At 62.6% G+C, this 21,535-nt stretch carries 23 protein-coding genes; 9 read left to right on the forward strand and 14 right to left on the reverse strand.

Translation table 11 applies throughout. The features are described 5' to 3' along the window. Window positions 1-209: 209 nt before the first annotated feature. Window positions 210-1,613: an aminotransferase-like domain-containing protein gene (locus tag NKJ40_RS27285; protein WP_352468722.1), complete on the reverse strand. Its 1,404-nt coding sequence runs from the start codon at window positions 1,611-1,613 to the stop codon at window positions 210-212. Between the two features lie 105 nt (window positions 1,614-1,718). Between NKJ40_RS27285 and NKJ40_RS27290 the strand changes: the two genes are divergently transcribed. Beyond that, window positions 1,719-2,627 (forward strand): DMT family transporter, encoded by a 909-nt coding sequence (locus tag NKJ40_RS27290; RefSeq protein ID WP_352468723.1) that lies wholly within the window; start codon window positions 1,719-1,721, stop codon window positions 2,625-2,627. Between the two features lie 42 nt (window positions 2,628-2,669). Here the strand turns inward: NKJ40_RS27290 and NKJ40_RS27295 are convergent, their stop codons facing one another. Next, window positions 2,670-4,124 carry an MFS transporter gene (locus NKJ40_RS27295; RefSeq protein ID WP_352468724.1) on the reverse strand — a complete coding sequence of 485 codons (1,455 nt, stop codon included), beginning with the start codon at window positions 4,122-4,124 and terminating at the stop codon, window positions 2,670-2,672. A gap of 140 nt (window positions 4,125-4,264) precedes the next feature. Between NKJ40_RS27295 and NKJ40_RS27300 the strand changes: the two genes are divergently transcribed. Then, the gene (locus tag NKJ40_RS27300) at window positions 4,265-5,158 is read left to right on the forward strand and encodes a LysR family transcriptional regulator (RefSeq protein ID WP_352468725.1); all 894 of its coding nucleotides are present in this window, start codon (window positions 4,265-4,267) and stop codon (window positions 5,156-5,158) included. A 19-nt stretch (window positions 5,159-5,177) separates the two neighbouring features. Here NKJ40_RS27300 and NKJ40_RS27305 read toward each other — a convergent pair whose 3' ends face one another. From NKJ40_RS27305 to NKJ40_RS27315, 3 genes are read right to left on the reverse strand one after another with little or no spacing between them, the layout of a single operon-like run. Beyond that, a complete protein-coding gene (locus tag NKJ40_RS27305; RefSeq protein ID WP_352468726.1) occupies window positions 5,178-6,218 on the reverse strand; it encodes a zinc-dependent alcohol dehydrogenase family protein in 1,041 nt (346 codons plus the stop codon). Window positions 6,219-6,252: 34 nt separating this feature from the next. Continuing rightward, window positions 6,253-6,903, reverse strand: a complete 651-nt coding sequence (gene maiA / locus NKJ40_RS27310; protein WP_023676422.1) for a maleylacetoacetate isomerase — start codon at window positions 6,901-6,903, stop codon at window positions 6,253-6,255. Beyond that, complete coding sequence (locus tag NKJ40_RS27315; RefSeq protein WP_023676421.1) at window positions 6,900-7,610, reverse strand: fumarylacetoacetate hydrolase family protein; 711 nt, start codon at window positions 7,608-7,610, stop codon at window positions 6,900-6,902. The genes maiA and NKJ40_RS27315 overlap by 4 nt, the downstream gene beginning before the upstream one ends. Before the next feature lie 211 nt (window positions 7,611-7,821). Here NKJ40_RS27315 and NKJ40_RS27320 point away from each other — a divergent pair, with 211 nt between their 5' ends. Continuing rightward, a complete protein-coding gene (locus NKJ40_RS27320; RefSeq protein ID WP_292662956.1) occupies window positions 7,822-8,505 on the forward strand; it encodes a response regulator in 684 nt (227 codons plus the stop codon). A gap of 50 nt (window positions 8,506-8,555) precedes the next feature. Here the strand turns inward: NKJ40_RS27320 and NKJ40_RS27325 are convergent, their stop codons facing one another. The 4 genes from NKJ40_RS27325 to NKJ40_RS27340 form a co-directional block, all read right to left on the reverse strand. Next, window positions 8,556-9,035 carry a hypothetical protein gene (locus NKJ40_RS27325; protein ID WP_352468727.1) on the reverse strand — a complete coding sequence of 160 codons (480 nt, stop codon included), beginning with the start codon at window positions 9,033-9,035 and terminating at the stop codon, window positions 8,556-8,558. 917 nt (window positions 9,036-9,952) lie between these two features. Beyond that, window positions 9,953-10,486 (reverse strand): hypothetical protein, encoded by a 534-nt coding sequence (locus NKJ40_RS27330; protein ID WP_352468728.1) that lies wholly within the window; start codon window positions 10,484-10,486, stop codon window positions 9,953-9,955. Between the two features lie 58 nt (window positions 10,487-10,544). Then, a complete protein-coding gene (locus NKJ40_RS27335; protein ID WP_352468729.1) occupies window positions 10,545-11,885 on the reverse strand; it encodes an ATP-binding response regulator in 1,341 nt (446 codons plus the stop codon). A gap of 10 nt (window positions 11,886-11,895) precedes the next feature. Further along, window positions 11,896-13,035 carry an FIST N-terminal domain-containing protein gene (locus NKJ40_RS27340; protein ID WP_352468730.1) on the reverse strand — a complete coding sequence of 380 codons (1,140 nt, stop codon included), beginning with the start codon at window positions 13,033-13,035 and terminating at the stop codon, window positions 11,896-11,898. A 402-nt stretch (window positions 13,036-13,437) separates the two neighbouring features. Here NKJ40_RS27340 and NKJ40_RS27345 point away from each other — a divergent pair, with 402 nt between their 5' ends. Further along, a complete protein-coding gene (locus NKJ40_RS27345; protein WP_352468731.1) occupies window positions 13,438-14,460 on the forward strand; it encodes an acyltransferase family protein in 1,023 nt (340 codons plus the stop codon). A 17-nt stretch (window positions 14,461-14,477) separates the two neighbouring features. Here the strand turns inward: NKJ40_RS27345 and NKJ40_RS27350 are convergent, their stop codons facing one another. Both NKJ40_RS27350 and NKJ40_RS27355 read right to left on the reverse strand, forming a co-directional pair. Then, window positions 14,478-14,975 (reverse strand): GNAT family N-acetyltransferase, encoded by a 498-nt coding sequence (locus NKJ40_RS27350; protein WP_352468732.1) that lies wholly within the window; start codon window positions 14,973-14,975, stop codon window positions 14,478-14,480. A 21-nt stretch (window positions 14,976-14,996) separates the two neighbouring features. After that, entirely contained in the window at window positions 14,997-15,761 is a 765-nt protein-coding gene (locus tag NKJ40_RS27355; protein WP_352468733.1) for a copper homeostasis protein CutC, read from the reverse strand. A 225-nt stretch (window positions 15,762-15,986) separates the two neighbouring features. Between NKJ40_RS27355 and NKJ40_RS27360 the strand changes: the two genes are divergently transcribed. Then, window positions 15,987-16,430, forward strand: coding sequence for an SRPBCC family protein (locus tag NKJ40_RS27360; protein WP_352468734.1), 444 nt, complete (start codon window positions 15,987-15,989; stop codon window positions 16,428-16,430). A 119-nt stretch (window positions 16,431-16,549) separates the two neighbouring features. Next, window positions 16,550-17,005: a carboxymuconolactone decarboxylase family protein gene (locus NKJ40_RS27365; RefSeq protein ID WP_292662971.1), complete on the forward strand. Its 456-nt coding sequence runs from the start codon at window positions 16,550-16,552 to the stop codon at window positions 17,003-17,005. A 27-nt stretch (window positions 17,006-17,032) separates the two neighbouring features. Here NKJ40_RS27365 and NKJ40_RS27370 read toward each other — a convergent pair whose 3' ends face one another. Further along, window positions 17,033-17,941, reverse strand: coding sequence for a LysR family transcriptional regulator (locus NKJ40_RS27370; protein WP_352468735.1), 909 nt, complete (start codon window positions 17,939-17,941; stop codon window positions 17,033-17,035). Between the two features lie 127 nt (window positions 17,942-18,068). Here NKJ40_RS27370 and NKJ40_RS27375 point away from each other — a divergent pair, with 127 nt between their 5' ends. The 3 genes from NKJ40_RS27375 to NKJ40_RS27385 are packed head-to-tail and all read left to right on the forward strand — an operon-like array spanning window position 18,069 to window position 20,162. Then, entirely contained in the window at window positions 18,069-18,572 is a 504-nt protein-coding gene (locus tag NKJ40_RS27375) for a nuclear transport factor 2 family protein (protein WP_352468736.1), read from the forward strand. 58 nt (window positions 18,573-18,630) lie between these two features. Beyond that, window positions 18,631-19,614 carry an alpha/beta hydrolase gene (locus NKJ40_RS27380; protein WP_352468737.1) on the forward strand — a complete coding sequence of 328 codons (984 nt, stop codon included), beginning with the start codon at window positions 18,631-18,633 and terminating at the stop codon, window positions 19,612-19,614. Beyond that, entirely contained in the window at window positions 19,611-20,162 is a 552-nt protein-coding gene (locus NKJ40_RS27385; protein ID WP_352468738.1) for a nuclear transport factor 2 family protein, read from the forward strand. The genes NKJ40_RS27380 and NKJ40_RS27385 overlap by 4 nt, the downstream gene beginning before the upstream one ends. 37 nt (window positions 20,163-20,199) lie before the next feature. On the opposite strand, the gene NKJ40_RS27390 is transcribed toward NKJ40_RS27385, so the two are convergent. Then, window positions 20,200-20,631: a cupin domain-containing protein gene (locus NKJ40_RS27390; RefSeq protein ID WP_352468739.1), complete on the reverse strand. Its 432-nt coding sequence runs from the start codon at window positions 20,629-20,631 to the stop codon at window positions 20,200-20,202. A 68-nt stretch (window positions 20,632-20,699) separates the two neighbouring features. Continuing rightward, window positions 20,700-21,530, reverse strand: a complete 831-nt coding sequence (locus tag NKJ40_RS27395; protein WP_352468740.1) for an AraC family transcriptional regulator — start codon at window positions 21,528-21,530, stop codon at window positions 20,700-20,702. Between the last annotated feature and the right edge of the window lie 5 nt (window positions 21,531-21,535).

Genomic DNA, 21,535 nt, shown 5'->3' on the forward strand with positions numbered 1-21,535 from the left:
TAAGTTTATCCACGGACGGTCTCCCTTGATTGAGATCTGCAACGACCTCATTCTGGCACATCACGATGCCGTCGGGGGCCGTCCACCCCAACACGGACCTAAATGTCCGCTGCGCTCCGGTTCTCGAAACCACCATCATATGACTCGTCAGAGCGAATTTCGAAACGGTCTCCGAGGACACGGCCTCAGACAGGTGCGCGGCAGCGCAATCAACGCGACATCGCCTCTTCAAGCGCCCTGAAAATCCGGTCGTCTCCCGATTGGGCGACGTTGAAGCGCATGTAACGGCTGGCCGACCGGGACAGGCTGAACGCATTGCCGGGCGCAAGCACGACATTGGCCGTCAGTGCGTGGCGGGCGACATCCGCGGCATCTATCCCCTCCGGCAGCCTGCACCATAAAAACATGCCGGCGGGCTGATCTATCCATGGCACGATGCCGATCGCCCTGAGGCGGGTGCTGGTTTCTTCCATGGCGCGCGAGAGCCGCGCGCGCAGCAGGTCGACGTGCTTGCGATAGAGGCCGTCCTTCAGCAGCGTCAGTACCAGTTCGGATGCAAGCCGACCGCTGCCAAACGATGTGGCGATCTTGAGATCGGTCAATCCTTCTATCCAGTCGCGAGGAGCGGCGATGAAGCCGCAGCGCACCGATGCCGACAGCGTCTTGGAAAAGCTTCCGATGTGGATGACCCGGCTGAGGCCGTCGAAGGCCGCCAGCCTGGGCGCGGGCGTGTGTTCGAAATCGGCGAAGATATCGTCCTCGATGATCGTCAGCCCAGACTGGTCGGCGAGCTTCAGCACCCGATGAGCAACGACCGGCGACAATATCGCGCCGGTCGGATTGTGCAGCGCCGAATTGGTGATGTAGAGGCGCGGCCGGTGCTCGTTCAGCGCCTGCGCGAACAGTTCGATGTCCGGACCCGAGCGCGTGTAGGGGACGCTGATCACCTTGGCCCGATGGGCGCGCAACAGGGCATGGAAGTTGAAATAGCAGGGATCGTCGACCAACACCGTGTCACCCGGTTCGAGCAGGAACCGGCACAGCAGGTCGATCGCCTGAGTGCCCGACTCCGTCAGCATGATCTGGTCCGGAGAGGCTTCGATGCCGTGCTCGGCCATGCGCCGCGCCAGCAGATGGCGCAGCGCCGGCAACCCGAGCGGCGTGCCGTAGTCGGTCAGCGCGGCGTCGTCGGCGCGGGCCATCGTCCGCAGCGCCCGGCGCAATCCGGCCTCGGGCATCCATGCGGCCGGCAGCCAGCCGCAACCCGGTTTCAGGACGCCGTCGCCGGCTTCCAGCGATTGGCGCGAGACCCACAGCGGGTCGACAGCACGGTCAAGCCTGGGGCCGATCTCGGCCAGCGACAGCGGAGCCAACTGTCCGGCGGCATAGAAACCCGAGCCTGGCCGCGAGCGGATCATGCCTTCCGCCGCTAGACGCTCATAGGCTTCGACCACGGTGGACTTGGAAACCTGCATGGCCTTCGCAAACGCCCGGATCGAAGGCAGCCGCATTCCCGGTGTCAGGCTGCGCGCGGCGATCCTGTGCCTGATCGTCGCCATGACGCTTTCGACAAGCGTCCGGCTGCCCTCATCTGTTGTCGTCTGCTCATCCATCCGTACTGCTCAGTCTACCATGACGGTTTTGTCAAACTGTACCTCATTGTCTCTGGCGGAGCCATACGCCCGGCCCGATAGAGGGCGAAAACGAGCGGGGCATCGATGGACAAGGCGGCGAGTAGTTGGGCGGCGAGTGGTTGGGCGGCGAGTAGCTGGGCGGCGAGTGGCTGGGTCAACGGGTTCATAGGCGTGCTGATCTTCAGCGGTTCGCTCCCGGCGACGCGCGTGGCGGTGATGGATTTCGATCCGGTGTTCGTAACGGTCGCCCGTGCGGCTTCGGCGGGCATCCTCGGCCTGGCGCTGCTGCTTCTCTTTCGCCAGAAGCGCCCGGAGCGGCGAGATCTGTTCCCGCTGGCGATCGTGGCGCTTGGCGTCGTGGTCGGCTTTCCCCTGCTGACGGCGCTGGCGCTCAAGCACATCAATTCGGCTCACTCCATCATTTTCGTCGGCCTGTTGCCGTTGGCGACCGCGATCTTCGGCGTGGTTCGAGGCGGTGATCGCCCGAAGCCGGCGTTCTGGCTGTTCTCGTGCCTCGGCAGCGCCCTTGTTGCCGGTTTTGCAGTCACGCAAGGCCTGTCGGTCTCGCCGCTCGGCGACATCTTGATGCTGGCCGCCATCATCGTGTGCGGATTGGGCTATGCGGAAGGAGCGGCGCTGTCGCGTAAGCTCGGCGGTTGGCAGGTGATCTCGTGGGCGCTGGTGCTGTCGCTGCCGGTCATGTTGGCGCTGACGTTCATCACCATGCCGCCGTCGCTCGAAAGTGCCGGCAGGGGCGCCTGGATTGGCCTAGCCTATGTCTCGCTGTTCAGCATGCTGATCGGTTTCGTGTTCTGGTATCGCGGCCTGGCGCAAGGCGGCATCGCCGCGGTCGGGCAGTTGCAACTGCTGCAGCCCTTCTTCGGCCTGGGGCTGGCGGCAGCGCTGCTGCATGAGCAGGTCAGTCCCGCCATGATCGCCGTCACCGCCGCCGTCGTGCTTTGCGTCGTCGGTGCCAAGAGATATGCGAGATAGGTGCGCCAGCTGCCGGAGTTGCATGCGAACCGGGTGGAATCCTCAAGGATGCTTGGCAACGATATTTGTTCGCCCGGCAGTAGTGCGGGCTGAAAATATCGCAAGGATCAGCGCCATCAGCACCAGACCCGTCGCCACCTGGAAAGTGACCTGCATCCCTCGTGCCGCTGCCGCAGGTGCCAACACTGCCAAGCCAGTGCCTTCCCCAGCCGATGAGAAGGCAAACACTGCACCCATCACCGACGCACCGGTGATCAGGCCGAGATTGCGCGACAGATTGAGCAGGCCGGAGACGACGCCGCGCTGGTCGGATGCCACACCGGTCATCACGGCTGAATTGTTGGAGGTCTGAAACAGGCTGTAGCCGGTGCAGACAAGGATGATTGGTACGACATAGCCGGCAATACCGAATTCCGCCCGCGATAGAGCAAGGGTACCAATAGCGAGATCGATCAGGCCGACGATCGTAATCCGGCGCGCTCCGAAACGATCGACCAGGCGTCCGGCCGGCAGCGCCGCCCATGCGGTAACCAGAGGGCCGGTCGACAGAACCAGCCCAACCATGGCTGCGTCCAGCCCCAGCGCGCGCGACAGATAGAATGGCGCGACCACCAGCGTCGCCATCATTACGGTGGCGACGATCAGGTTCATGGCGAGGCTTGCGTTCAACGCCTGATCGCGGAACCTGGCAGGCTGGATCAAAGGGTTCTCGGCCCTTGTCTGCGCAATGACGAACAGCAGGCCACCCACGGCGGCGGCAATCAGCAAGCCGACATTGAGAAGACCAAAACTGCCGCGCCCAAGGGTCATGGCGAGCGCATAGGGGGCCAACGTCAGAGCGAGCAAAGCCGTGCCAATTCCGTCGAAACCGCGCCGATCTGGTTCCGCTGTCTTTTTTCCGGCCGGCAGGACGCGCAAGGCGAGCGCGAAGGCCAGCGCCCCCAACGGCAGATTGATGAGGAAGATCGCTCGCCAGCCGAGGCCGGCGATCAGCAATCCGCCAAGCGAGGGGCCAAGCGTAGTGCCGATCGCCGACATGGCGCCGAGCAGGCCCATGGCGCTGCCGGTTTTTTCCCGGGGGACCGTATCCGCGACAAAGGCCAGCGTCAGAGCCATCATGACGGCCGCGCCGAGCCCCTGTGCCCCCCGTGCCGCAATCAGCAGCCAGAGCGTCGGCGCGAGCCCGCAAAGCACGGATGCGAAGGTGAACAGGGCACTGCCGCCGAGCAATAGCGGGCGGCGGCCGAATATATCGGCGAGTCGCCCGGCGCTGACGATCAAGGTGGTGATGGCGAGCAGATAGGCAAGAACGACCCATTGCACGAGCTGGAACGATGCGCCGAACGCCTGCATCAGCGACGGCAGCCCGACGCTGGCGATGCTGGTGGCGAGCGAGGACAGCAGCGTGGAAAGCGACAGGCTTGCCAATGCCCATCGGGCCGAGCGGGCGCTCACCGGGGCAACTTCGTTCCAAGTCTCTTCAGCGATCGATGCCAAGGTGAACTCCTTTGCCGGCAGCCCCAGTATCGGAGCTGCCGCAAGCTATTCCCCGGCTTGATGTGGCGGAAGGCGCAGCATTTGCATTTTATTCGTGCATTGAACGCCACGTCACGATTGAACTGTGCTACGGTCCTTCCATGTCGTCGCCCGATCTCAATCTGCTTGTCGCCCTCGATGTGCTGCTGACCGAGGGCAGTGTGGCGCGCGCCGCCGGGCGGCTGCGCCTCAGTCCCTCGGCGATGAGCCGGACGTTGGCGCGGTTGCGCCAGGCGACAGGCGACCCATTGCTGGTCCGGGCCGGCCGTGGCCTGGTCGCGACCCCGCGCGCGCTCGAATTGCAGCAACAAGTGGGCCGCGTCGTGCAGGATGCGGAAGCGCTCCTGCGCCCGGCCAGGCTCCTCGAGCTCTCCGGCCTCGACAAGGTCTTCACGCTGCGCGCCAATGAAAGCTTCGTCGAGGAGTTCGCGCCGCGTCTTGTCGCCCGCATCGAAGCGGACGCGCCCGGCGTGCGGCTGCGTTTTGCGCCGAAATCCGACAAGAACGACATGTCGTTGCGTGACGCGGCGGTTGATCTCGAAATCGGGGTTGCCAGTGAAACGAGCCCTGAAATGCGCATTCAGGCGCTGTTTCGCGACCGCTTCATCGGTGCGGTGCGAACGGGTCACAGGCTGGGCGAGGGCCCAATGACGCCGGAACGCTATGCGGCCGGCCGCCACATCAGCGTTTCGCGGCGTGGCCGCGAAAAGGGCCCGATCGACGAGGCCTTGAAACTGCTCGGTCTCCAGCGGACGATCGTGTGCATGGTTTCCAGCTTCTCGGCCACGCTCGCCATGGCGCGCGCCTCCGATCTGATCGCCAGCGTCCCCGAACGGCACACGCTGGGTGCGCGCACGGGCATGTACAGCTTCCCGTTGCCGGTCGATATCGAGGAGGTCACCATTTCGATGCTGTGGCATCCGCGACTCGATGCCGATCCGGCACAACGCTGGCTGCGAGCCTGCGTGCGGGAGGTCTGCGCGTCGTTTCGCTGATCCAGACTCAGGGCGTGATCTAGAATCTGGTCACCACGCCGATGCCTATGCCTTCGAAGCCGCCCATCGCCATCAATGCGGCCGGCGCTTCTTCGAGGCTGATCTTCTTGCCGACCAGCAGTTCGGGTTTCAGCTTGCCGGTGCGGATCATCTCCATCATCGCCTGGTAGCGGAAGGCCTGCATGCCGTGGCTGCCGCGGATTTCGAGCTCGAATGCGATCACCTTGTCCATCGGTATCTGCGGCCTGGCATGGTCGCCGAGCATCAGGCCGACCTGCACGTGGCGGCCGCGGCGGCGCAGGTTTGCGATCGAGTTGAACGAGGTACTGGGGTGGCCGAGCGCGTCCATCGACATGTGCGCGCCGCCATTGGTGATCTGCTTGACCGCCTTGACCACGTTCGGCGTCTTTGCCGCGTTGATCGTCGCCACCGCGCCGATCTTTTTGGCAAAGTCCAGCTTCTCGTCGGTGAGGTCGATGGCGACGACATTGGCGCCCATGGCGCTGGCGATCATGATCGCCGACAGGCCGACGCCGCCGCAGCCGTGCACCGCCACCCATTCGCCGGGCGTCACCCGGCCCTGGTCGACGATGGCGCGGAACGAGGTGACGAACCGGCAGCCGAGGCTGGCGGCGGTGGCGAATTCCATCTCGTCGGGCAAGCGCACGAGATTGGTGTCGGCATGATCGATGGCGACATATTCGGCGAACGAACCCCAGGCGCTGAAGCCGGGCTGGAACTGATGTTCGCACACCTGGTGGTTGCCCGACGTGCATTCGAAGCAGCGGCCGCAGCCGACGGCAAACGGCACGGTGACGCGCTCGCCGCCCTTCCAGCGGGTCACCTGGTTGCCTGCGGAGACCACGACGCCGGCCAGTTCGTGGCCCGGCACATGCGGCAGGCGGATGCTGTCGTCGTGGCCCATCCAGCCATGCCAGTCGCTGCGGCAGAGGCCGGTCGCCTCCACCTTGATGACGACGCCTTCCGGTGCCGGCTCCGGATCGGGAACGGTCTGGATCGTTGGCGTTTCGCCGAACTTTTCGAAGACGACGGCTTTCATCGGCAGTTCCTCATCACTTCATGCAATTTGCGGTCTACTCGGCATCGATCTGGTTCTCAGGCGCGGCCTTCTGGAACGCCGGCAGCGCCATGCAGGCGGCATTGATGCGCGAGATCGTCGGGTAGGGCGTCATGTCGACGCCGAAGCGGGCATTGCTGGTGACCTGTGCGACCAGGCAGATGTCGGCCAGCCCCGGCGTGTCGCCATGGCAGAATGTCTTGGTCTCGGGCGAGGAAGCCAGAATCTTTTCAAGCGGCTGGAAGCCTTCGTTGACCCAGTGCCGGAACCAGTTGACGACATCCTGGTCGCCGGCGCCGAACAGTGTGCGCAGCGAGGTCAGCACGCGCAGATTGTTCACCGGATGGATGTCGCAGGCGATCATCTGCGCCAGCATCCTGACGCGGGCGCGGCCAGGCGCATCCTTGGGCAGCAGCGGCGGCTCAGGCGTGGTCTCGTCGAAATATTCGATGATCGCCAGCGATTGCGTCAGCAGCGTGCCGTCGTCCAGGACCAGTGCCGGCACCAGCCCTTGCGGATTGACCGCGAGGTAGGCGGGTTCGAGATGCTCGCCGTGGCGCAAATGATGCGGCACGTAGTCGTAGGACAGGCCCTTCATCTCCAGCGCGATCCGCACCCGGTAAGAGGTCGAGGAGCGGTAGTAGTTATGGAGGACGATGTCGCTCATCGGATCGGTTGGCCGATGGTCAGTTCGATTTCGCCGATGCCGTCGACGCCACCGGTGATCTTTTCGCCCGGCCCGACGGCGCCGACGCCAGCCGGTGTTCCGGTGAAGATCAGGTCGCCGGGCTTAAGCTCTAGCGCCTCGCTGCAAATCGAGACGATGTCGGGAACCGGCCAGATCAGTTCGGCAAGGTCGCCGTCCTGCCTGATCTCGCCGTCGACCGCGAGCCAGATGCAGCCCTTTTCGGGATGACCGGATTTTTGCGCCGGGACCAGCGGGCCGCAGGGCGCTGAACGGTCGAAGGCTTTCGACCAGTCCCACGGCCTTGCCGCCTTTTTCGCCTCGTCCTGAAGGTCGCGGCGAGTCAGGTCGACGCCGACGCCGTAGCCCCAGACATGGTCCAGCGCGCGCTCGCGCGGGATGCGAAAGCCGGCTCTGCCGATCGCGACGACCAGCTCGATTTCGTGATGCAGGTTTTGGGTCAGTGGCGGGTAGGGGATCGTGGTGCCCGAACCGACCACCGAGTCGACCACTGCGTCGCCTGGTTTGGTGAAGAAGAAGGGAGGGTCGCGCTCGTCATTGCCGAGCTCGCGGGCATGGGCTGCGTAGTTGCGGCCAACGCAGAAGATCCGGCGCACCGCAAAACGCTCCGGCGAGCCGGCCACGGCCACCGACGGGGTTGCGGGCAGGGGAAGGACGAAGCCGGTCATGCACTGTCTCTGTTCAGCGGATCTGTCCGCGGCACATTCGGCCGATTTGGGCGGACGGGCAAGGCATTGGATGGCGGAAGAGCCAGGCCTGCCGCATGGGCGCCGCGGAAATCATGGGCACATTCTGCTTTAGCAAGCCAGGATGGCAATGTACTATTTGCCAATAAGCTGGCCATGGTTGCAGGACTATTCTAGGCCAGACCAAACCGAAATGAAGCTGATGACCGATCGCGCCAGGTTCCTGATCATTGACGACCATCCGCTGTTTCGCGAGGCGCTGCACAGCGCCGTGCAGATGGCCTATCCGGAGGTCGACACGGTGGAGGCGCGCTCTATTGCCGAGGCGCTCGAGCTTCTGACGGATGCCAAGCCGTTCGACTTGGCGCTGCTCGATCTCAGTATGCCCGACGTGCATGGCTTCGACGGACTGCTGCAGCTCAGGACGCGTTATCCGCGCCTGCCGGTGGTCATCGTCTCCGGCTATGAGGAACCGAAGATCATTTCCGAGGCGCTGTCCTATGGTGCGGCAGGCTTCATCCCGAAATCGGCGCGCAAGAGCGATCTTGCCGCGGCCATCCGCTCGGTGATGGAAGGCGCGATCTATGTTCCTGGGAGTTATGAGGGCCGGCCGCCCGATGCCAACAGCACCGACCGCGCCGAGATGGTGCAGCGCCTGGCCACGCTGACGCCGCAGCAGCTCAAGGTGCTGCAGATGCTGCGCCAGGGCCTGCTCAACAAGCAGATCGCCTACGAGCTGCAGGTCGGCGAAACCACGGTCAAGGCGCATGTCTCCGAAATCCTGCGCAAGCTCAATGTCTACAGCCGCACCCAGGCGGTGATCGAGGTCTCGAAGCTCGACAATGCCGAGCTGTTTCGGGACCATGCGGGGTTTTGATCTCACGGTCGCCTGCGAACAAAGATGGACTCTTCACCCCTTCTGTTGTTCTAAATTTTCATCAAAAAAACCGAACCAAGATAGAAGATTCCAGCTTTGTTATACAAATGAATACTTCCTCCATCGTGCAGGCGAAGACCACGGTCGGAATCGCTGTCAAACGTTTTATCGTAGTTGAATCCGACAGAGTTAATCATTAGATATTCCACAACGTTACTCATTTGTAATAGTTTTTTGGAAATTCTTTCGCTATCAAGCTTTGGAAGCCTGATCTCGCCCTTACTGGTTTTCCCAGGATATAAGCCGTAGTACCCAACAGTTTTCAATTCGTTTGTTTCGTCTAGTCCGACCTCGAGGTCGTCGAAGCACATTATATTCTCCCCTTTCTCCCAAAAAGGGTCGGGACCAAGCGCCCGATTGATGGCTTCCGGCACTGACGTTTCATCAAGTTGGTACACAGCCTCTCCTCGAAGAATGCGCCAAAAGGGAGATGTATAGTGTTCAACTTTTTTCTTATTGCTGTTGGTCATTGTTTTGTTCGGCACACCCTTCATTGCCCCCTTGTTCCCCGGCAGCGTCGTTCTTGGCCTTGTCCGCGACGGTTTCAATCACTGCAATTCAAAATCGGTGACAGGTGTACTATGTTTCTTTCGTCGCCTGCCTCATTTTCGTGGGTTCACGGCTTTGCCGATTTGCACCGCAACCCGGTCAGCTGCTTTACCTGATGCGGCAGACCGGGAACGATAAGGCGGGCGAGGCGAGCCGTGCAGTCGATCTACGGACAACGACGGCCGGGCGAACAGTAGAAAAGTGCACTGTCACCGTAATTGCTTCTATTAGATCCGAACTTTCACTCCTGGCGTCATTGCTTGTTCCAAATTCTCCAGCTTGTCGCTTCAAGGAACATGATTGACGTATTTCCTTACGAGGTGGCGCGTCTTCTGGTTGGCCGATCGGGACGATGACACTGATGACAAATACGGCTGTAATTCTTGTCGATCCTCGCTCGAAAGTGACGGCAGCCAAACCAGAGCCTTCTGAGCATTGATTTCGGACGTCGACAAAAACGCCGCCGCCACAATTTTCCAAAAAGGAAACTGCTGGCCGCTGCCTCCAATTAGCGATCGAGCGATGATATTGGACGCTCGCTCAAACGGTTCGTCTAAGAGGATGAAAAGGCGGAAAAAATCTCTCACCTCGCTGAAAGGGTAGGGCCCTTGCTCGTCTCCAAGAGCCACAGACCATGATCGTATCGCAACTGGAATTCTTGCACTGCCTACATACCCTCAAAGTGAACAAGGACCAATGTGCGGAAATCCAATAACGAGCGTTCGTCGTGTTCATTGTATACATGGAACACCTGACCCCTTGCGCAAGGCTAACGCCTCTGAGACGTCAAGCCAGCAAATGCGCCAGCACGCCGCGCAGTCGCGCCGGCTTCAGCGGCTCATGTCGCAGAAAACCGCAGCCCCGTCATTCCATGCGACTCATATATGTACTTGAATTTGTCAGAAACGATTATATGGAATCTTGTCCCAAAGTTATCATTCAGCCGAAAAATATCAAACTCTGTCGAGAAACCATCAACGAGCTTTAGCTGATCAATGCGGTATATGTCTCCGTCTTCAAATGTTTCGAAAATAGACTTGGAAAAGTCGAACCCGCTTATCTCCTCCGTGGGCACATATATTTTCAAATCGCCCCTATCCGTCTTGGCCGTATAAAAGAGGTGCTTGCTTCTCGAAACAATTGGACCAAACGCCTCGAATATCTCCCGCTTTGCAAACAACACGCCTGGATGAGAGCTTGGTACGAAGTCCGAGATACGTAGCGGCCGCTCGTCATCAAAGCGAAAAAGCAACTTACTTTTGTCGACAGGCCCAGCCTCCTCCATCTCGAGGAAAGCCTGGGATCCGTTTGTATTTCCGTCGTCGACGAGAATACAGTAGTCTCGCGCGTTTTCTTCAATTCTCCAATACATCCTTGGCCTTTCAAATTTGATTCTGCCTGATGCAGTTCGCCCATGCCCTCAAAAGGGATCAAGCCAGCAGATGCGCGAGCAGCGCGCGCAATTGCGCTGGCTTCAGCGGCTTGCGCATCAGCTCGATGCCGGCGGCCCGGGCCACCTTGGCGACTGTCTCCGAACCGTCGGCGGTGACGATGAGCGCCGGCACGGCGCGACCAAGATAATCACGGACCTCGGCGATTGTGGTGGTGCCGAGGTCGCCGCCGTCGAGATGCTGGTCGGCTATGACAATATCTGGCAGCCAGTCGGTATCGCCAAGCATGTCGAGCGCGTCACCGGTCGAGGTGGCGGGGCGCACCAGGCATTGCCAGCGCTCGAGCAGGGAGGTCATCGCCTGCAGCACGTCGATGTCGTTCTCGACCAGCAGCACCTTTGTGCCGAACAGGCCGTAGCCGCGCGGCCGCTCCATTTCGGCGGTGCTGGCGATTGGATCGGCTGTGTCGCCGATCCCGACCGGAACGTCGATATGGAAAATCGTGCCATGTCCGACCTTCGACGAAAACGTGACGGGATGGCTGAGTGCCGCGGCGATGCGGCGCACGATGGCCAGCCCCAACCCCAGCCCGCCGGCGGCAAGCCCGGCATCCGTCGGGATCGCGCCGCGATGGAATTCCTCAAACACCGCCTCGCGCTGGTCGTCGGGGATGCCGCAGCCGGTATCGGCGACGTCAATGCGGATCGTGTCGCCGCGATGCCTGGTGCCGACCAACACGCCGCCCGAGCGGGTATAGCGCAGTGCATTAGACAGGATGTTCTGCAGGATGCGGCGCAGTAAGGTTCGGTCCGAACGTACGAGAGCATTGACCGGCCGGAACTTCAGCGTCAGCCCCTTCATCTCCGCAACCGGCTGAAAATCCGAGCGCAGAGACGAAAACAGCGTCTCCAGGCTGACATCGGTGACGTCGGGCTGCACGACGCCGGCATCGAGCTTGGAAATGTCGAGCAAGGTGCGGAGCAGGTCCTCCATCGTCTCCAGCGATCGCTCGACCTGGCGGACCAGGTTTCTGCCTTCCTCGCTGGTCTGTACTTCGGCAAGCGCCGAGACCGACAGATGCGCGGCGTTCAGCGGCTGCAGCACGTCGTGGCTGGCGGCCGCCAGGAACCTGGTCTTGGACAGGTTCGCCAGCTCGGCGTTTTCCTTGGCCGCGTTCAAGTCGATGTTCGACTGCTCCAGCCGGCGCAAGGTCGAATGCAGCTCTTCGGTGCGGCTGCGCACCCGGCTCTCGAGCGAAATGGCGGTCTGGAACAGCGAAAAGGCATTGCCTTGCTGGTCCATGGAACGCTCGACGCGGCTGATCAGCGCGGCGTTGATCTTCTTCAGCCTTTCCAGGTCGTCGATGTTCCTGAGCGGCATCCCGGATTTCCTACTCCGCCGCTTCGGCCGCGTTGCGTTCACCGAAGGCGATGCCGGTGAAGGTTTGGTTCAGATGCATCGAACGGTACTGTTCGCCATAGGTGCCGAAGCCGAGGACGTTGTTGACCTTGTAGAGTTCCGAAATCTCGCGATAGACTTGGCGGTTGCGCGCGTCGAGCCGGCGCAGCACGCAGTCGAAACCGAGGATCAGGTCGATGCCGCCAAGCCTTTGGCTGACGTCGCTGAGTGCGGCGCGGGTCGCCTCGACCATGTCCTTGGGCTGGGCGACGGCAAGCACGACACCATCGTCGATGGCGCAGAAGAACGACAGCGAGCCGTCCGCGTGCATCTTCTGGATTGAGCGGCAGTAAAATTCGCCGCCCACTTTCACCACCACCGGGTGCGAGGCAAAACTCAGTGGCGTCAGCATCTGCGCGACGACGCCGACGGAGGCGGCATATTCCTCGGCGGCATTGGTGGCGTTGAATTCGCGCACGATGCGGTGGTCGGGATCGGATGCCGTCACCACCAGCTTCTCGTCGGTGGGAACGAAATTGTCGGTCTTGAACACGTGGAAAGGAATTTCCGTGGTGATCAGCACGATGATGGCGCTGTCGGAGGTCACTTTGCCGTTCGAGATCAGCCGCGTTGTCTCGAATTTCAAATCATCGCCGGCCGACCCGCCGATCAGTGGAATGTCGTCGAGCCCCCAATGGATGGCGGAGGTCACCGCTTCTTCGGCATAGGACAGCCCGTCGATCAAGCAGAGCGCGAAAGTGGTGTCGGCTCGCTCGTGCCCGAGGCGCTCGCGTAACGAACGTCTCAGCGCCTCGACTTCGCCGGTAATCCCGTCCATGCCCGATGAGGACAGATTTTCGACCATGGTGCTGGCTGCCGAAAATGATGCGGAGGGAAACAGCATAGCCAGGATCTGGCCTTCCTCCAGCCCTTTGGGCGTTATCTCACCGGCCGTCGAGCAGCCGGCATAGTGGAGCGCCGGCGCGTGGGTCTTCAGCGCTTCCGACAGGGCGACGGCCTCTATGAGACGCTGCGAGAAAAACAGGAGGGCAAACCCGACGTCGATGGCCACTGCTTCCGCTGCCACCGCCCGGGCGAACGCATCCGCGTCAGATTCGTCGGTGGTGAGCACCGAAAGCCCGCATGCATAGCGCGTCCGTGACTTGGCCAGCGGCTTCCTCCTCCATTTCCTCCGACGCTTTTTTTGTGCGCGTCTGGCGCGCCGGCGTCGAGGTCATTGTTGTCTTGAAGCGGCGCTTTGGCAATGAGCCAACATGATGGATTTGAAGTTTCTGCCGTTTGACGGCGTCCGGGCGGCCGCTCACAGACGGAAGGCGACATCGCACCGCGATGGCGGCGGCTGCCGCCAACGCCTGAGACTGCAGACGTCGGTTTGGGAAGGGCCTTGATGGCCCCTTTTTTGTGCGTCCCGTACTTCGGGCGTGTCGTTATCTCGCACTTGCACAAAGTTTTAGTGCACTGCAATATGGCTGAGAATGCGGCTTCCAGCCCGCCTGTCGCAGAAGGGACCGGCATGACGGACATCTCCGCGACGCGTCTTGTGGTGTTCAGGCCTGTCGCCGACAGCTCGGCAAGAACCAGGCTTGCCTATCTCGACGGCTGGCGTGGCCTGTCGATCGCGCTGGTGCTGATCGGCCATTTCTTCCCCATTCCCGGCATCAATCTCGGCGTCTTGGGTGTCGAATTCTTCTTCGTGCTCAGCGGCCGGCTGATGGCCGAGATCCTGTTTGTCGAATACTATCCGCTGAAGAAATTCTTCAAGCGCCGGTTCTCCCGCATCTATCCGGCACTGCTGGTTTTCGTCGTCGCCGCGATGGTTGCCTTGTCCGGCACATTCATCGCCTTCAAGTGGAAGGCGGCGCTGACGGCGCTGACGTTCACCTACAACTATGCCGGAATTCTCGTCACCCGCGCCGGCGCGCTCGACCATATCTGGTCGCTCTGCGTCGAAGAGCATGCCTATATCATCCTGGCGCTGATCAGCGTTGTTGTCTCGGGGCGGTCCCGGGTCATCGTGCTGCTCGGCGCATTGTCGGTGCTGGCCATGGCAAACGGCGCCATCTCCTACTGGGTGTTCGCAATCGGCTACGAGGGCACCTATTGGCGCACCGACGTGCACATCGCCGCGATCCTGCTGTCGGCGGTGATATGCCTGCTCAAGGCCGACGGCAGGCTGCCGGCGCTGCTCAAGGGGCCCCATGTCGCCCTGGCGGCCTCAGTCGTGGCTGTGCTCCTTTTCATGGCTGCCGTGCCAACCCCGATCCACTATCTGGTCGCGGTGCCGCTCTTAGCGCTCGCCGTCAACTCGCTCGACTTCAGCAGCCGGTACCTGACCGGGTTTCTGTCCTCCCGGCCGATGACGATGCTGGGGCTGTGGTCGTATTCGCTCTATCTTTGGCAGCAGCCCTTTTACCAATTCGTCGACATACAAGGCAGTTCGCCGTGGCTGATGCTGGCGGCGGCGTTCGCTTGCGCGCTGTGCAGCTACTATATCGTCGAAAAGCCGGCCCGCTCCTGGCTGAACCGCAATTGGTAGGACGAGGCGGCTGCCGTTCAGCCGGCGATCCGCCTTGCATAATACCGTACCGCCTTCTTGCCGCCGTGGATTACCGCGTCGCCCACTTCCACAAAGCCGAGTGCGGCATGGAAAGCGTCCGAGGCCGGATTGGGCGGCTCGGCATTGACTTCGCAGGTGACGATCGCCTGGCCGGCGCGTGACGCCTGCTCGAACAGATCCTCATACAGCCGGCGGGCATGGCCGCGGCCGCGCGCTTTGGCGTCGACCACGACACGATCGACATAGACGAACCGCGGATAGCGCTGGCGAAACCACAGGAAGTTCGGGCTGTCGTAGCTGGCGTCCTGGTCGAAGGTCATGATGAAGGCTTCGAGCGTGCCGATGCGGCGCGTGTAAAACGCTTCGCCGAGCAGGAAGGACAGGCGCTCGGGTTCCAGCCACGACAATTCGGCAGCATGCTCGTTGTTGAGCGCGAGAATGGCGGGCTCATCACGCGGCGAGACGTGCTCGATCGGGAAATGCGTTTCAATCATGTTTTCTTCTGTCATCCGGCATCATGTCCGGGCAGCGGCGATGGTTGCCGCCACCATCGCCTCGTCGGTCACGGTGTTGCGGTATTCGCGGTCGAGGTCGGTGCCGCCCATGCCGACTTTCGGATTGCGGTAACGCATGGCGCTCGGCACGTCCTTGAGCGCGGCGAAATGCATTTCGCTCAACCCCGTTTTTCTCCGCACCTTGCCGATGTTCTCGGGATCAAGCCCGCCGCAGCCGAGGATGATGATGCGGTCGCCGGCCTGCCTGACAAGATCGGCGAGCAGGTCCGCGCCTTCCAGTGCCGTGTCGTGCTGGCCGCTGGTCAGCACGCGGCCGACCTTGCAGCGGACCAGCGCCTCCAGCGCCTCTGTCGGGTCGCGGGTCATGTCGAAGGCGCGGTGGCACGTGACGTTCAAGCGCCCCGCCGCCTTCACCAGTTCGCTCATGCCCTGCTCGTCGATCATGCCGTCGGCGTTGAGGCAGCCGACGACGACACCGGCGACGCCGAGCTCGGCAAGCGCGCGGACATCGGCGAGCATCGAACGATATTCGGCTTCGCCATAGAGAAAATCGCCGCCGCGCGGCCGCACGATGACGTGGAACGGGATCGTCGCTAATTCAAGCGCCGTGCGCACGGTGCCGAAGCTCGGCGTGATGCCGCCTTCGATCAGGCTGGCACAGAGCTCGACACGGTCGGCGCCGGCGGCTTGCGCGGCCAGCAGGCCGTCTATGCCTTCGACGCAGATCTCGATCAGCGGGAGGCGAGGGCGTTCGGTCTCGGTCATGGGCGATCCGTCGATGATTTGGCTGGCCAGCGGTAGCATCGGGTCTGGTGCGATGAAAGCCCGAAGTGTTGGCTCAATGTGCTTGCGGGCGCGCCTGCCATTCCGCCGCTTGACACATTCATAACTTAAGCGTTATACGTAACTCATAGCTGATGGGTTATTGGTTCTCATGGAGAGCGCGTTGTTGAATAGCCCAGCCAAACCGCAACCAACGGGTCCGAAGTCATGACTGAAGCAACCACAATCGAAACCAAATCCATTGTCGTCGAGCGTCTGATCCCGCATGCGGCTGAAAAGATATGGCGCGCACTGACCGTGCCGCATCTGGTTGCCGAATGGCTGATGGAGAACGACTTTGCGCCTGAGCAAGGCCATCGCTTTACCTTTCGCGCGACGCCGGTGCCTGGCTGGTCCGGCGTGACGAACTGCGAGGTGCTGAAGATCGAGCCGCCACGCCTGCTCGCCTACAGCTGGGGCGACGGCACCGAATCCGACAGCGGTCTGAAGACCGTGGTGACATGGTCGTTGACGCCCGAAGGTACGGCGACGCGGGTGCGCATGGAGCATTCCGGGTTCCGGCCCGAGGACGAGCGCGGCTACATCGGCATGGGAAGCGGTTGGCCGCGCATTCTCGAGCGGCTTGAGCGGGTCACTGCCTCGCAAAGCTGAAGATCCCGGCGCTCGCCTTGCCGCAACGCGGCGGCCGGCGAACTGACAGAACCAAGAAATATCGAGACCCCGGATGTTCGTCGTCCGGGCTTGAGAAAACACGTCCGAAGGAGACCACTGTGCAAGCACGATTGAAAAACCCGGTGATGCTCATTCCCGGCGCCCTGCAGGCGCTACTGGCGCTGGACAAGTCGACGGAAACGGCTGACCTGTCCTATGTGACGCGCAAGCTCGTCCATTTGCGCGCCAGCCAGATCAACGGATGCAGCCTCTGCGTCGATATGCATGCGCGCGAATTGAAGAAGGCCGGCGAAAAGGACGAGCGCGTCTTCACCGTGTCCGCCTGGCGGGAGACACCTTATTTCACCGACGCCGAGCGCGCCGCGCTGGCGCTGACCGAGGCGGCAACCCGGTTGGCCGACCGGCCGGATCCGGTGCCGGACGCGGTCTGGGACGAGGCAGCCCGGCACTACGACGAAAAGGCGCTTGCCGCCCTGGTCGTCCAGATTGCCCTGATCAATGCGTTCAACCGTCTCAACGCAACTACCAGGCAGATGGTCGGCGCCTGGGGCTGAACGGGGCCGGGTTCCCGCAAAGCCACATCAGATCCGCAGCTTGTGAGAATTCGCGCGCACGAAGTCGATGAAGGCCCGCAGCTTCGGCGGTACGAGGCGGCGGCTGGGATAATAGAGGTGGAGCGGCTCGTAAGCGGGACAGAAAGGCTCCAGCACCTTGACCAGCGCGCCTGAGGCAACAAGCGGCGCGGCGAGGCCCTCGACCGCGAAGGCGAGGCCAAGCCCTTGCGCGGCGGCGGTAATGCACAGCGGAAGCGTGTTCACGACCAGACATGCGTCCGGTGTGAATGCGACTTCACGTCCCTCCACGATGAACTCCCAGGGCGAAATCGTGCGGGTGCGGGTGAGAGCGAATGCGATGCAGCGATGGGCGGCGAGGTCGGCCGGCAGCTTCGGCGTGCCGTTGCGTGCCAGATAATCGGGGCTGCCGACCACGACCATCTGCAGGGGCCCGCCCAGGCGCGCGCCGATCATATCTTTCTCGAGAAGCTCGCCGATGCGCAGGCCGGCGTCGAAGCCCTCGGCGGCGATGTCGACGAAGCTGTCGTCGAAGATCAGGCTAAGCCGCACTTCGGGATAAGCATCCATGAACGGCCGCATCAGCGGTTCGATCAGCAGTGGGGCGGCGATCCAGGGCAGGCTGAGGCGCAGCGTGCCGGCGGGACGGTCGCGGGCCTCGCGCAGTGCCGCACCAGCCGCCCGGATATCTTCGGCTGCCGGGCGCACATGATCGAGGTATTGGGCGCCAGCTTCGGTCAAGCCAACGCTGCGGGTCGTGCGGTTGAGCAGCCGCACCCCCAGACGCTCCTCGAGCCCCTTGACCGCCTCGCTCAACGAGGCCGGAGCGACGCCGAGCTCGGCCGCGGCGCGGGTGAAGCTCCTGGCCTCCGCAACTTTTACGAAGGCGACGATGCCGCTGAACTGGTCAAGGCGCATTGTAAGGTTTTTCCAAATAGCCCTGTCGGATTCTACTGGTTTTTCCGGTGAACAAAAGGCCTCATGTTGGATCCGACGAAGGGCCTCGCTGTTGCGATGGCTCGGAACTGGCAAGGAGACAGGACCGATGACCAGGCTCGCTTCACTCGCCGCCGGCGCTCTTCTGGCGGTGTCTGCCGCCCCGGCGAATGCCGGGCCGCTGGAGGACAGCAACATCCAACTCATCAAGGACTATTACGCAGCTTACGCGACCGGAAATCCCGAGGCCGTGCGGCCCTTCCTCGCGCCCGACATCGTGTGGCACATTCCCGGTCATCATCCGCTCGCCGGCGACAAGCGCGGGCCGGACGAGGTGGTCGCCTTTTTCCGCGGCCTGGCCGACGGCAAATTCAAGGCCGAGCCGATCTTCTTCCAGGCGCAAGGCGACCTCGTCGTCGATGTCCATCGCGGCCGGTCGAATGTCGGCTCAGGTCCGGAGATTGACCAGCTCTACGCGCTGACGTTTCGCATCCAGGACGGCAAGATCGCCGAGGCACAGAATTTTTTGACCGACATGTACCAGTCGGACGCCTTCTACTGGGCGCATTACCCGCTGACGCGATTGCCCGGCCGACTGGCTGGCGAGCGTTGAGACGGCGGTCTTATCGCAACGCGCCGCGCTTCTCGCTCCAATCCAAAGGAGACTTGCGATGCTTAAAACCCTGACACTTGCTGCAGCAACCGCCGTGGCGCTCGCCGCCTCCAATGCCTTCGCCGCACCGCGCATCGAGCGCGTCGCTTTCGCCTCGAACGGTGAGCAGATCATCGGCGAGCTCTATCTGCCGGAGGATCTGGACGCGGCGAAACCTCGGCCCGCGCTGGTCGTGACCGGCGCCTGGATGACGGTAAAGGAGCAAATGCCGGCCCGCTACGCCCGCGAGATGGCCGGTCGTGGCTTCGTCGCCTTGACCTTCGACTTTCGTGGGTGGGGCGAAAGCGGCGGCATACGCCGCCAGTATGAGGATCCTAATGCCAAGATCGCCGACATCGAAGCAGCCGTCGCCTATCTGGCGAGCCGGCCCGAAGCCGATGAGGACCGCATCGGCGGGCTCGGCATTTGCGCCAGTTCCGGCTACATGGTCACCGCTGCGGCCGAAAACGCCGCGATCAAGTCGGTCGCCCTCGTTGCGCCCTGGTTGCAGGATGCCGAAGTGGTCGAGCAGACCTATGGCGGCAAGCACGGCGTCGCCAGGCTTGAAGCCACGAGCGATGCGGCCGAGGCCGCGTATCGCCGCACCGGCAGACTGGCGTTCCTGCCGGCCGCGAGCCTGACCGACGAGCGCGCGATCATGTTCAAGGTGCCTTATTACACCGAACCCGATCGCGGCATGATCCCGGCCTGGCGCAACGAGGCCGATCCGGCCTTCTGGCGCGGCTGGCTGAGGTTCGACGCCATCCAGGCCGCCCCGCGCCTGCACCAGCCCTTTCTGATGGTGCATAGCGAGGCGGCAGCCATTCCGCAGGGTGCGCACAAGTTTTACGCGCGGCTGACCAGCTCCAAGCAGGAGCTGTGGCTCGACAACGTCACTCAATTCGATTTCTACGATCGTGCCGCGCCGGTGAAGGCCGCGAGCGACGCCGTCGCCGCGCACTTCCGCGCGACGCTGGGCAGTGCGGGGGAGGCGGGACAATGAGCCCCGTCACGCGCCGGCATGTCCTGGTCTCGGCGGTTTCCGCTGCGATGGTTTCCGCCGTCTCGGCGCCCGCCTCGAGCGCTCCGGGAGATGCACTGACGGTCGAAGACAGGATCGCAATCGCCGAGGCGATTGCGGGGATCGGCCTCTATGCCGATCTGCGTGAATGGAACCGGGTCAGATCCTATCTCGCGGCCCGCGTCACGACCGACTATACCAGCCTTTTCGGCGGCGAGGCGACAACCAGCGACCGCGACGCGCTGATCGCCCTGTGGCAAGGGCTGCTGCCGGGCTTCGACGCCACCCAGCACCTCATCACCAACATCACCGTCGAAGGCGCGGGCAATGACGCGGTTGCACGCAGCCATGTCCGCGCAACCCACTGGATCGGCGGCCGGTTCTGGACGGTCGGCGGCAGCTATCTCCACCGGCTGGTGCGGACGTCGGAAGGTTGGCGCGTCAACGCCATTGCCATCCATCGGTTGTACGAGGAGGGGGATCGCGCCGTTCTGGCCGCCGCCGCCGACCGGGCGAAAGCGGCGGAGTGAATTCGGACGTGCTTGCTGCAGTGCCCGACGACCGCAGCTACTGGCGCAACACCGTGTTCTTGGTGCCTTCTTCGACCTGGTCGATGACCAATAGCTTGACCGGATCGGCGCCGACATTGGTCGCTTGATGCCACTGCCCGATCATCTCGATGATGAAATCACCTGTTTGATAGGTGTTGCTCTTGCCGGTCTCGACGTTGGTGACCTGAAGCGTGCCGGCCTCGACATAGGCATAGCGCGGAAACGGATGCTTGTGGACCGGCAAGGTCGCGCCCGGCGCGATCTGATAGGCCGAGACCAGAACCTGCACGTTCTTCTGCGGCAGCGTAATCGGCTGGCCGGACGCGGTCTCGGTGCGAGAGGCAAGCGGGGTCACGACAACCGGCGTCCCGCTGGCATCCAGCGCCTGGGCGTTATTTGCAAACAGTGCAGCCGCGAGCAGCAGCGTCGATGCCAAGATTTTTCGCATGATTCCCCCCGAGCTGCGTCAGCATTGCGCAGCACGCATTGGCGCGCAAGCTGTCTGTTCAGGAGCGCCTATCCCGCTCTTCTAAACATGCCCGGCGTCATGCCACGCATGGCCCGGAATGTACGGGACAGATGGCTCTGGTCGGCGAAACCGGCCGCGATGGCGGCGTCGGCGAGGCCAAATCCCCGTTCGATCAGCGCGCTCGCCCGGCGCAATCGCCGGTCGCGGATATAGGCCGCCGGCGTGAGGCCGATCGCCTTGTTGAAGTCGCGGATGACCTGGAACCGGGTTACGCCAGCCGCGCCTGCAAGCCGCTTGAGGTCGAGCTGCGAGCCAAGCTCGCTTTCGACAAGATCGCCGTAGAGCGAAAACCTTCGCCGTGAACTGGAGCTTTCGAGCTCCTCGGGACGCCCGTTCCAATCGCCATGCCGAACGATCAGCCGTCGCAGCGCCACGAGCAGGGACGTCTCGGCCGTCATTGTGTCCGGGGATGTCGAGCCCTGGTGTGCTGCCGCCAACGCTGCAGCAAGACCACTGTCTTGGATAGTCGCGCGCGAAAAGGCCGGAGCGCCATCGCGGCCGAGTTCGCGGGCAAGCGCGGTCATCAGCGGCACCGAAGGATAAAACGTCCGGTAGGCCCAGCCTTCGTCCGCGCCGCGTTCGCCGTCATGCCAATCCTCTGGATTAACGACGGCAATGGCGCCTGCCGGAGCAAGAACGCTTTGACGGCCGATGCGAATCCGCTCGCAGCCGAAGGTGATCAGGGCGATCACATAGGTCGGGTGCGTGTGCAGTTCGTAGCGGTGCTGGGTGAAGCGCGCCTCGAACAGGCCAAGGTCGGGGAAGCACGGATGCCGCCAGTATTTCCCGGTCTCTGCCGCTTCGTTTGTCCTTGCCATGGTCA

It is taken from the genome of Mesorhizobium sp. M0119 (assembly GCF_040322615.1).
Classification (GTDB): domain Bacteria; phylum Pseudomonadota; class Alphaproteobacteria; order Rhizobiales; family Rhizobiaceae; genus Mesorhizobium.

Excerpts from the sequence above, each read along its gene's own strand:
- NKJ40_RS27350 (WP_352468732.1), bottom strand. The coding sequence starts at position 14,975 with ATGATTGAAACGCATTTCCCGATCGAGCACGTCTCGCCGCGTGATGAG.
- maiA (WP_023676422.1), bottom strand. The coding sequence starts at position 6,903 with ATGAGCGACATCGTCCTCCATAACTACTACCGCTCCTCGACCTCTTAC.
- NKJ40_RS27320 (WP_292662956.1), top strand. The coding sequence starts at position 7,822 with ATGAAGCTGATGACCGATCGCGCCAGGTTCCTGATCATTGACGACCAT.
- NKJ40_RS27390 (WP_352468739.1), bottom strand. The coding sequence starts at position 20,631 with ATGCGAAAAATCTTGGCATCGACGCTGCTGCTCGCGGCTGCACTGTTT.
- NKJ40_RS27385 (WP_352468738.1), top strand. The coding sequence starts at position 19,611 with ATGAGCCCCGTCACGCGCCGGCATGTCCTGGTCTCGGCGGTTTCCGCT.
- NKJ40_RS27285 (WP_352468722.1), bottom strand. The coding sequence starts at position 1,613 with ATGGATGAGCAGACGACAACAGATGAGGGCAGCCGGACGCTTGTCGAA.
- NKJ40_RS27330 (WP_352468728.1), bottom strand. The coding sequence starts at position 10,486 with ATGTATTGGAGAATTGAAGAAAACGCGCGAGACTACTGTATTCTCGTC.
- NKJ40_RS27335 (WP_352468729.1), bottom strand. The coding sequence starts at position 11,885 with ATGCCGCTCAGGAACATCGACGACCTGGAAAGGCTGAAGAAGATCAAC.
- NKJ40_RS27395 (WP_352468740.1), bottom strand. The coding sequence starts at position 21,530 with ATGGCAAGGACAAACGAAGCGGCAGAGACCGGGAAATACTGGCGGCAT.
- NKJ40_RS27345 (WP_352468731.1), top strand. The coding sequence starts at position 13,438 with ATGACGGACATCTCCGCGACGCGTCTTGTGGTGTTCAGGCCTGTCGCC.
- NKJ40_RS27355 (WP_352468733.1), bottom strand. The coding sequence starts at position 15,761 with ATGACCGAGACCGAACGCCCTCGCCTCCCGCTGATCGAGATCTGCGTC.
- NKJ40_RS27290 (WP_352468723.1), top strand. The coding sequence starts at position 1,719 with ATGGACAAGGCGGCGAGTAGTTGGGCGGCGAGTGGTTGGGCGGCGAGT.
- NKJ40_RS27360 (WP_352468734.1), top strand. The coding sequence starts at position 15,987 with ATGACTGAAGCAACCACAATCGAAACCAAATCCATTGTCGTCGAGCGT.
- NKJ40_RS27300 (WP_352468725.1), top strand. The coding sequence starts at position 4,265 with ATGTCGTCGCCCGATCTCAATCTGCTTGTCGCCCTCGATGTGCTGCTG.
- NKJ40_RS27305 (WP_352468726.1), bottom strand. The coding sequence starts at position 6,218 with ATGAAAGCCGTCGTCTTCGAAAAGTTCGGCGAAACGCCAACGATCCAG.
- NKJ40_RS27375 (WP_352468736.1), top strand. The coding sequence starts at position 18,069 with ATGACCAGGCTCGCTTCACTCGCCGCCGGCGCTCTTCTGGCGGTGTCT.
- NKJ40_RS27325 (WP_352468727.1), bottom strand. The coding sequence starts at position 9,035 with ATGACCAACAGCAATAAGAAAAAAGTTGAACACTATACATCTCCCTTT.
- NKJ40_RS27315 (WP_023676421.1), bottom strand. The coding sequence starts at position 7,610 with ATGACCGGCTTCGTCCTTCCCCTGCCCGCAACCCCGTCGGTGGCCGTG.
- NKJ40_RS27370 (WP_352468735.1), bottom strand. The coding sequence starts at position 17,941 with ATGCGCCTTGACCAGTTCAGCGGCATCGTCGCCTTCGTAAAAGTTGCG.
- NKJ40_RS27380 (WP_352468737.1), top strand. The coding sequence starts at position 18,631 with ATGCTTAAAACCCTGACACTTGCTGCAGCAACCGCCGTGGCGCTCGCC.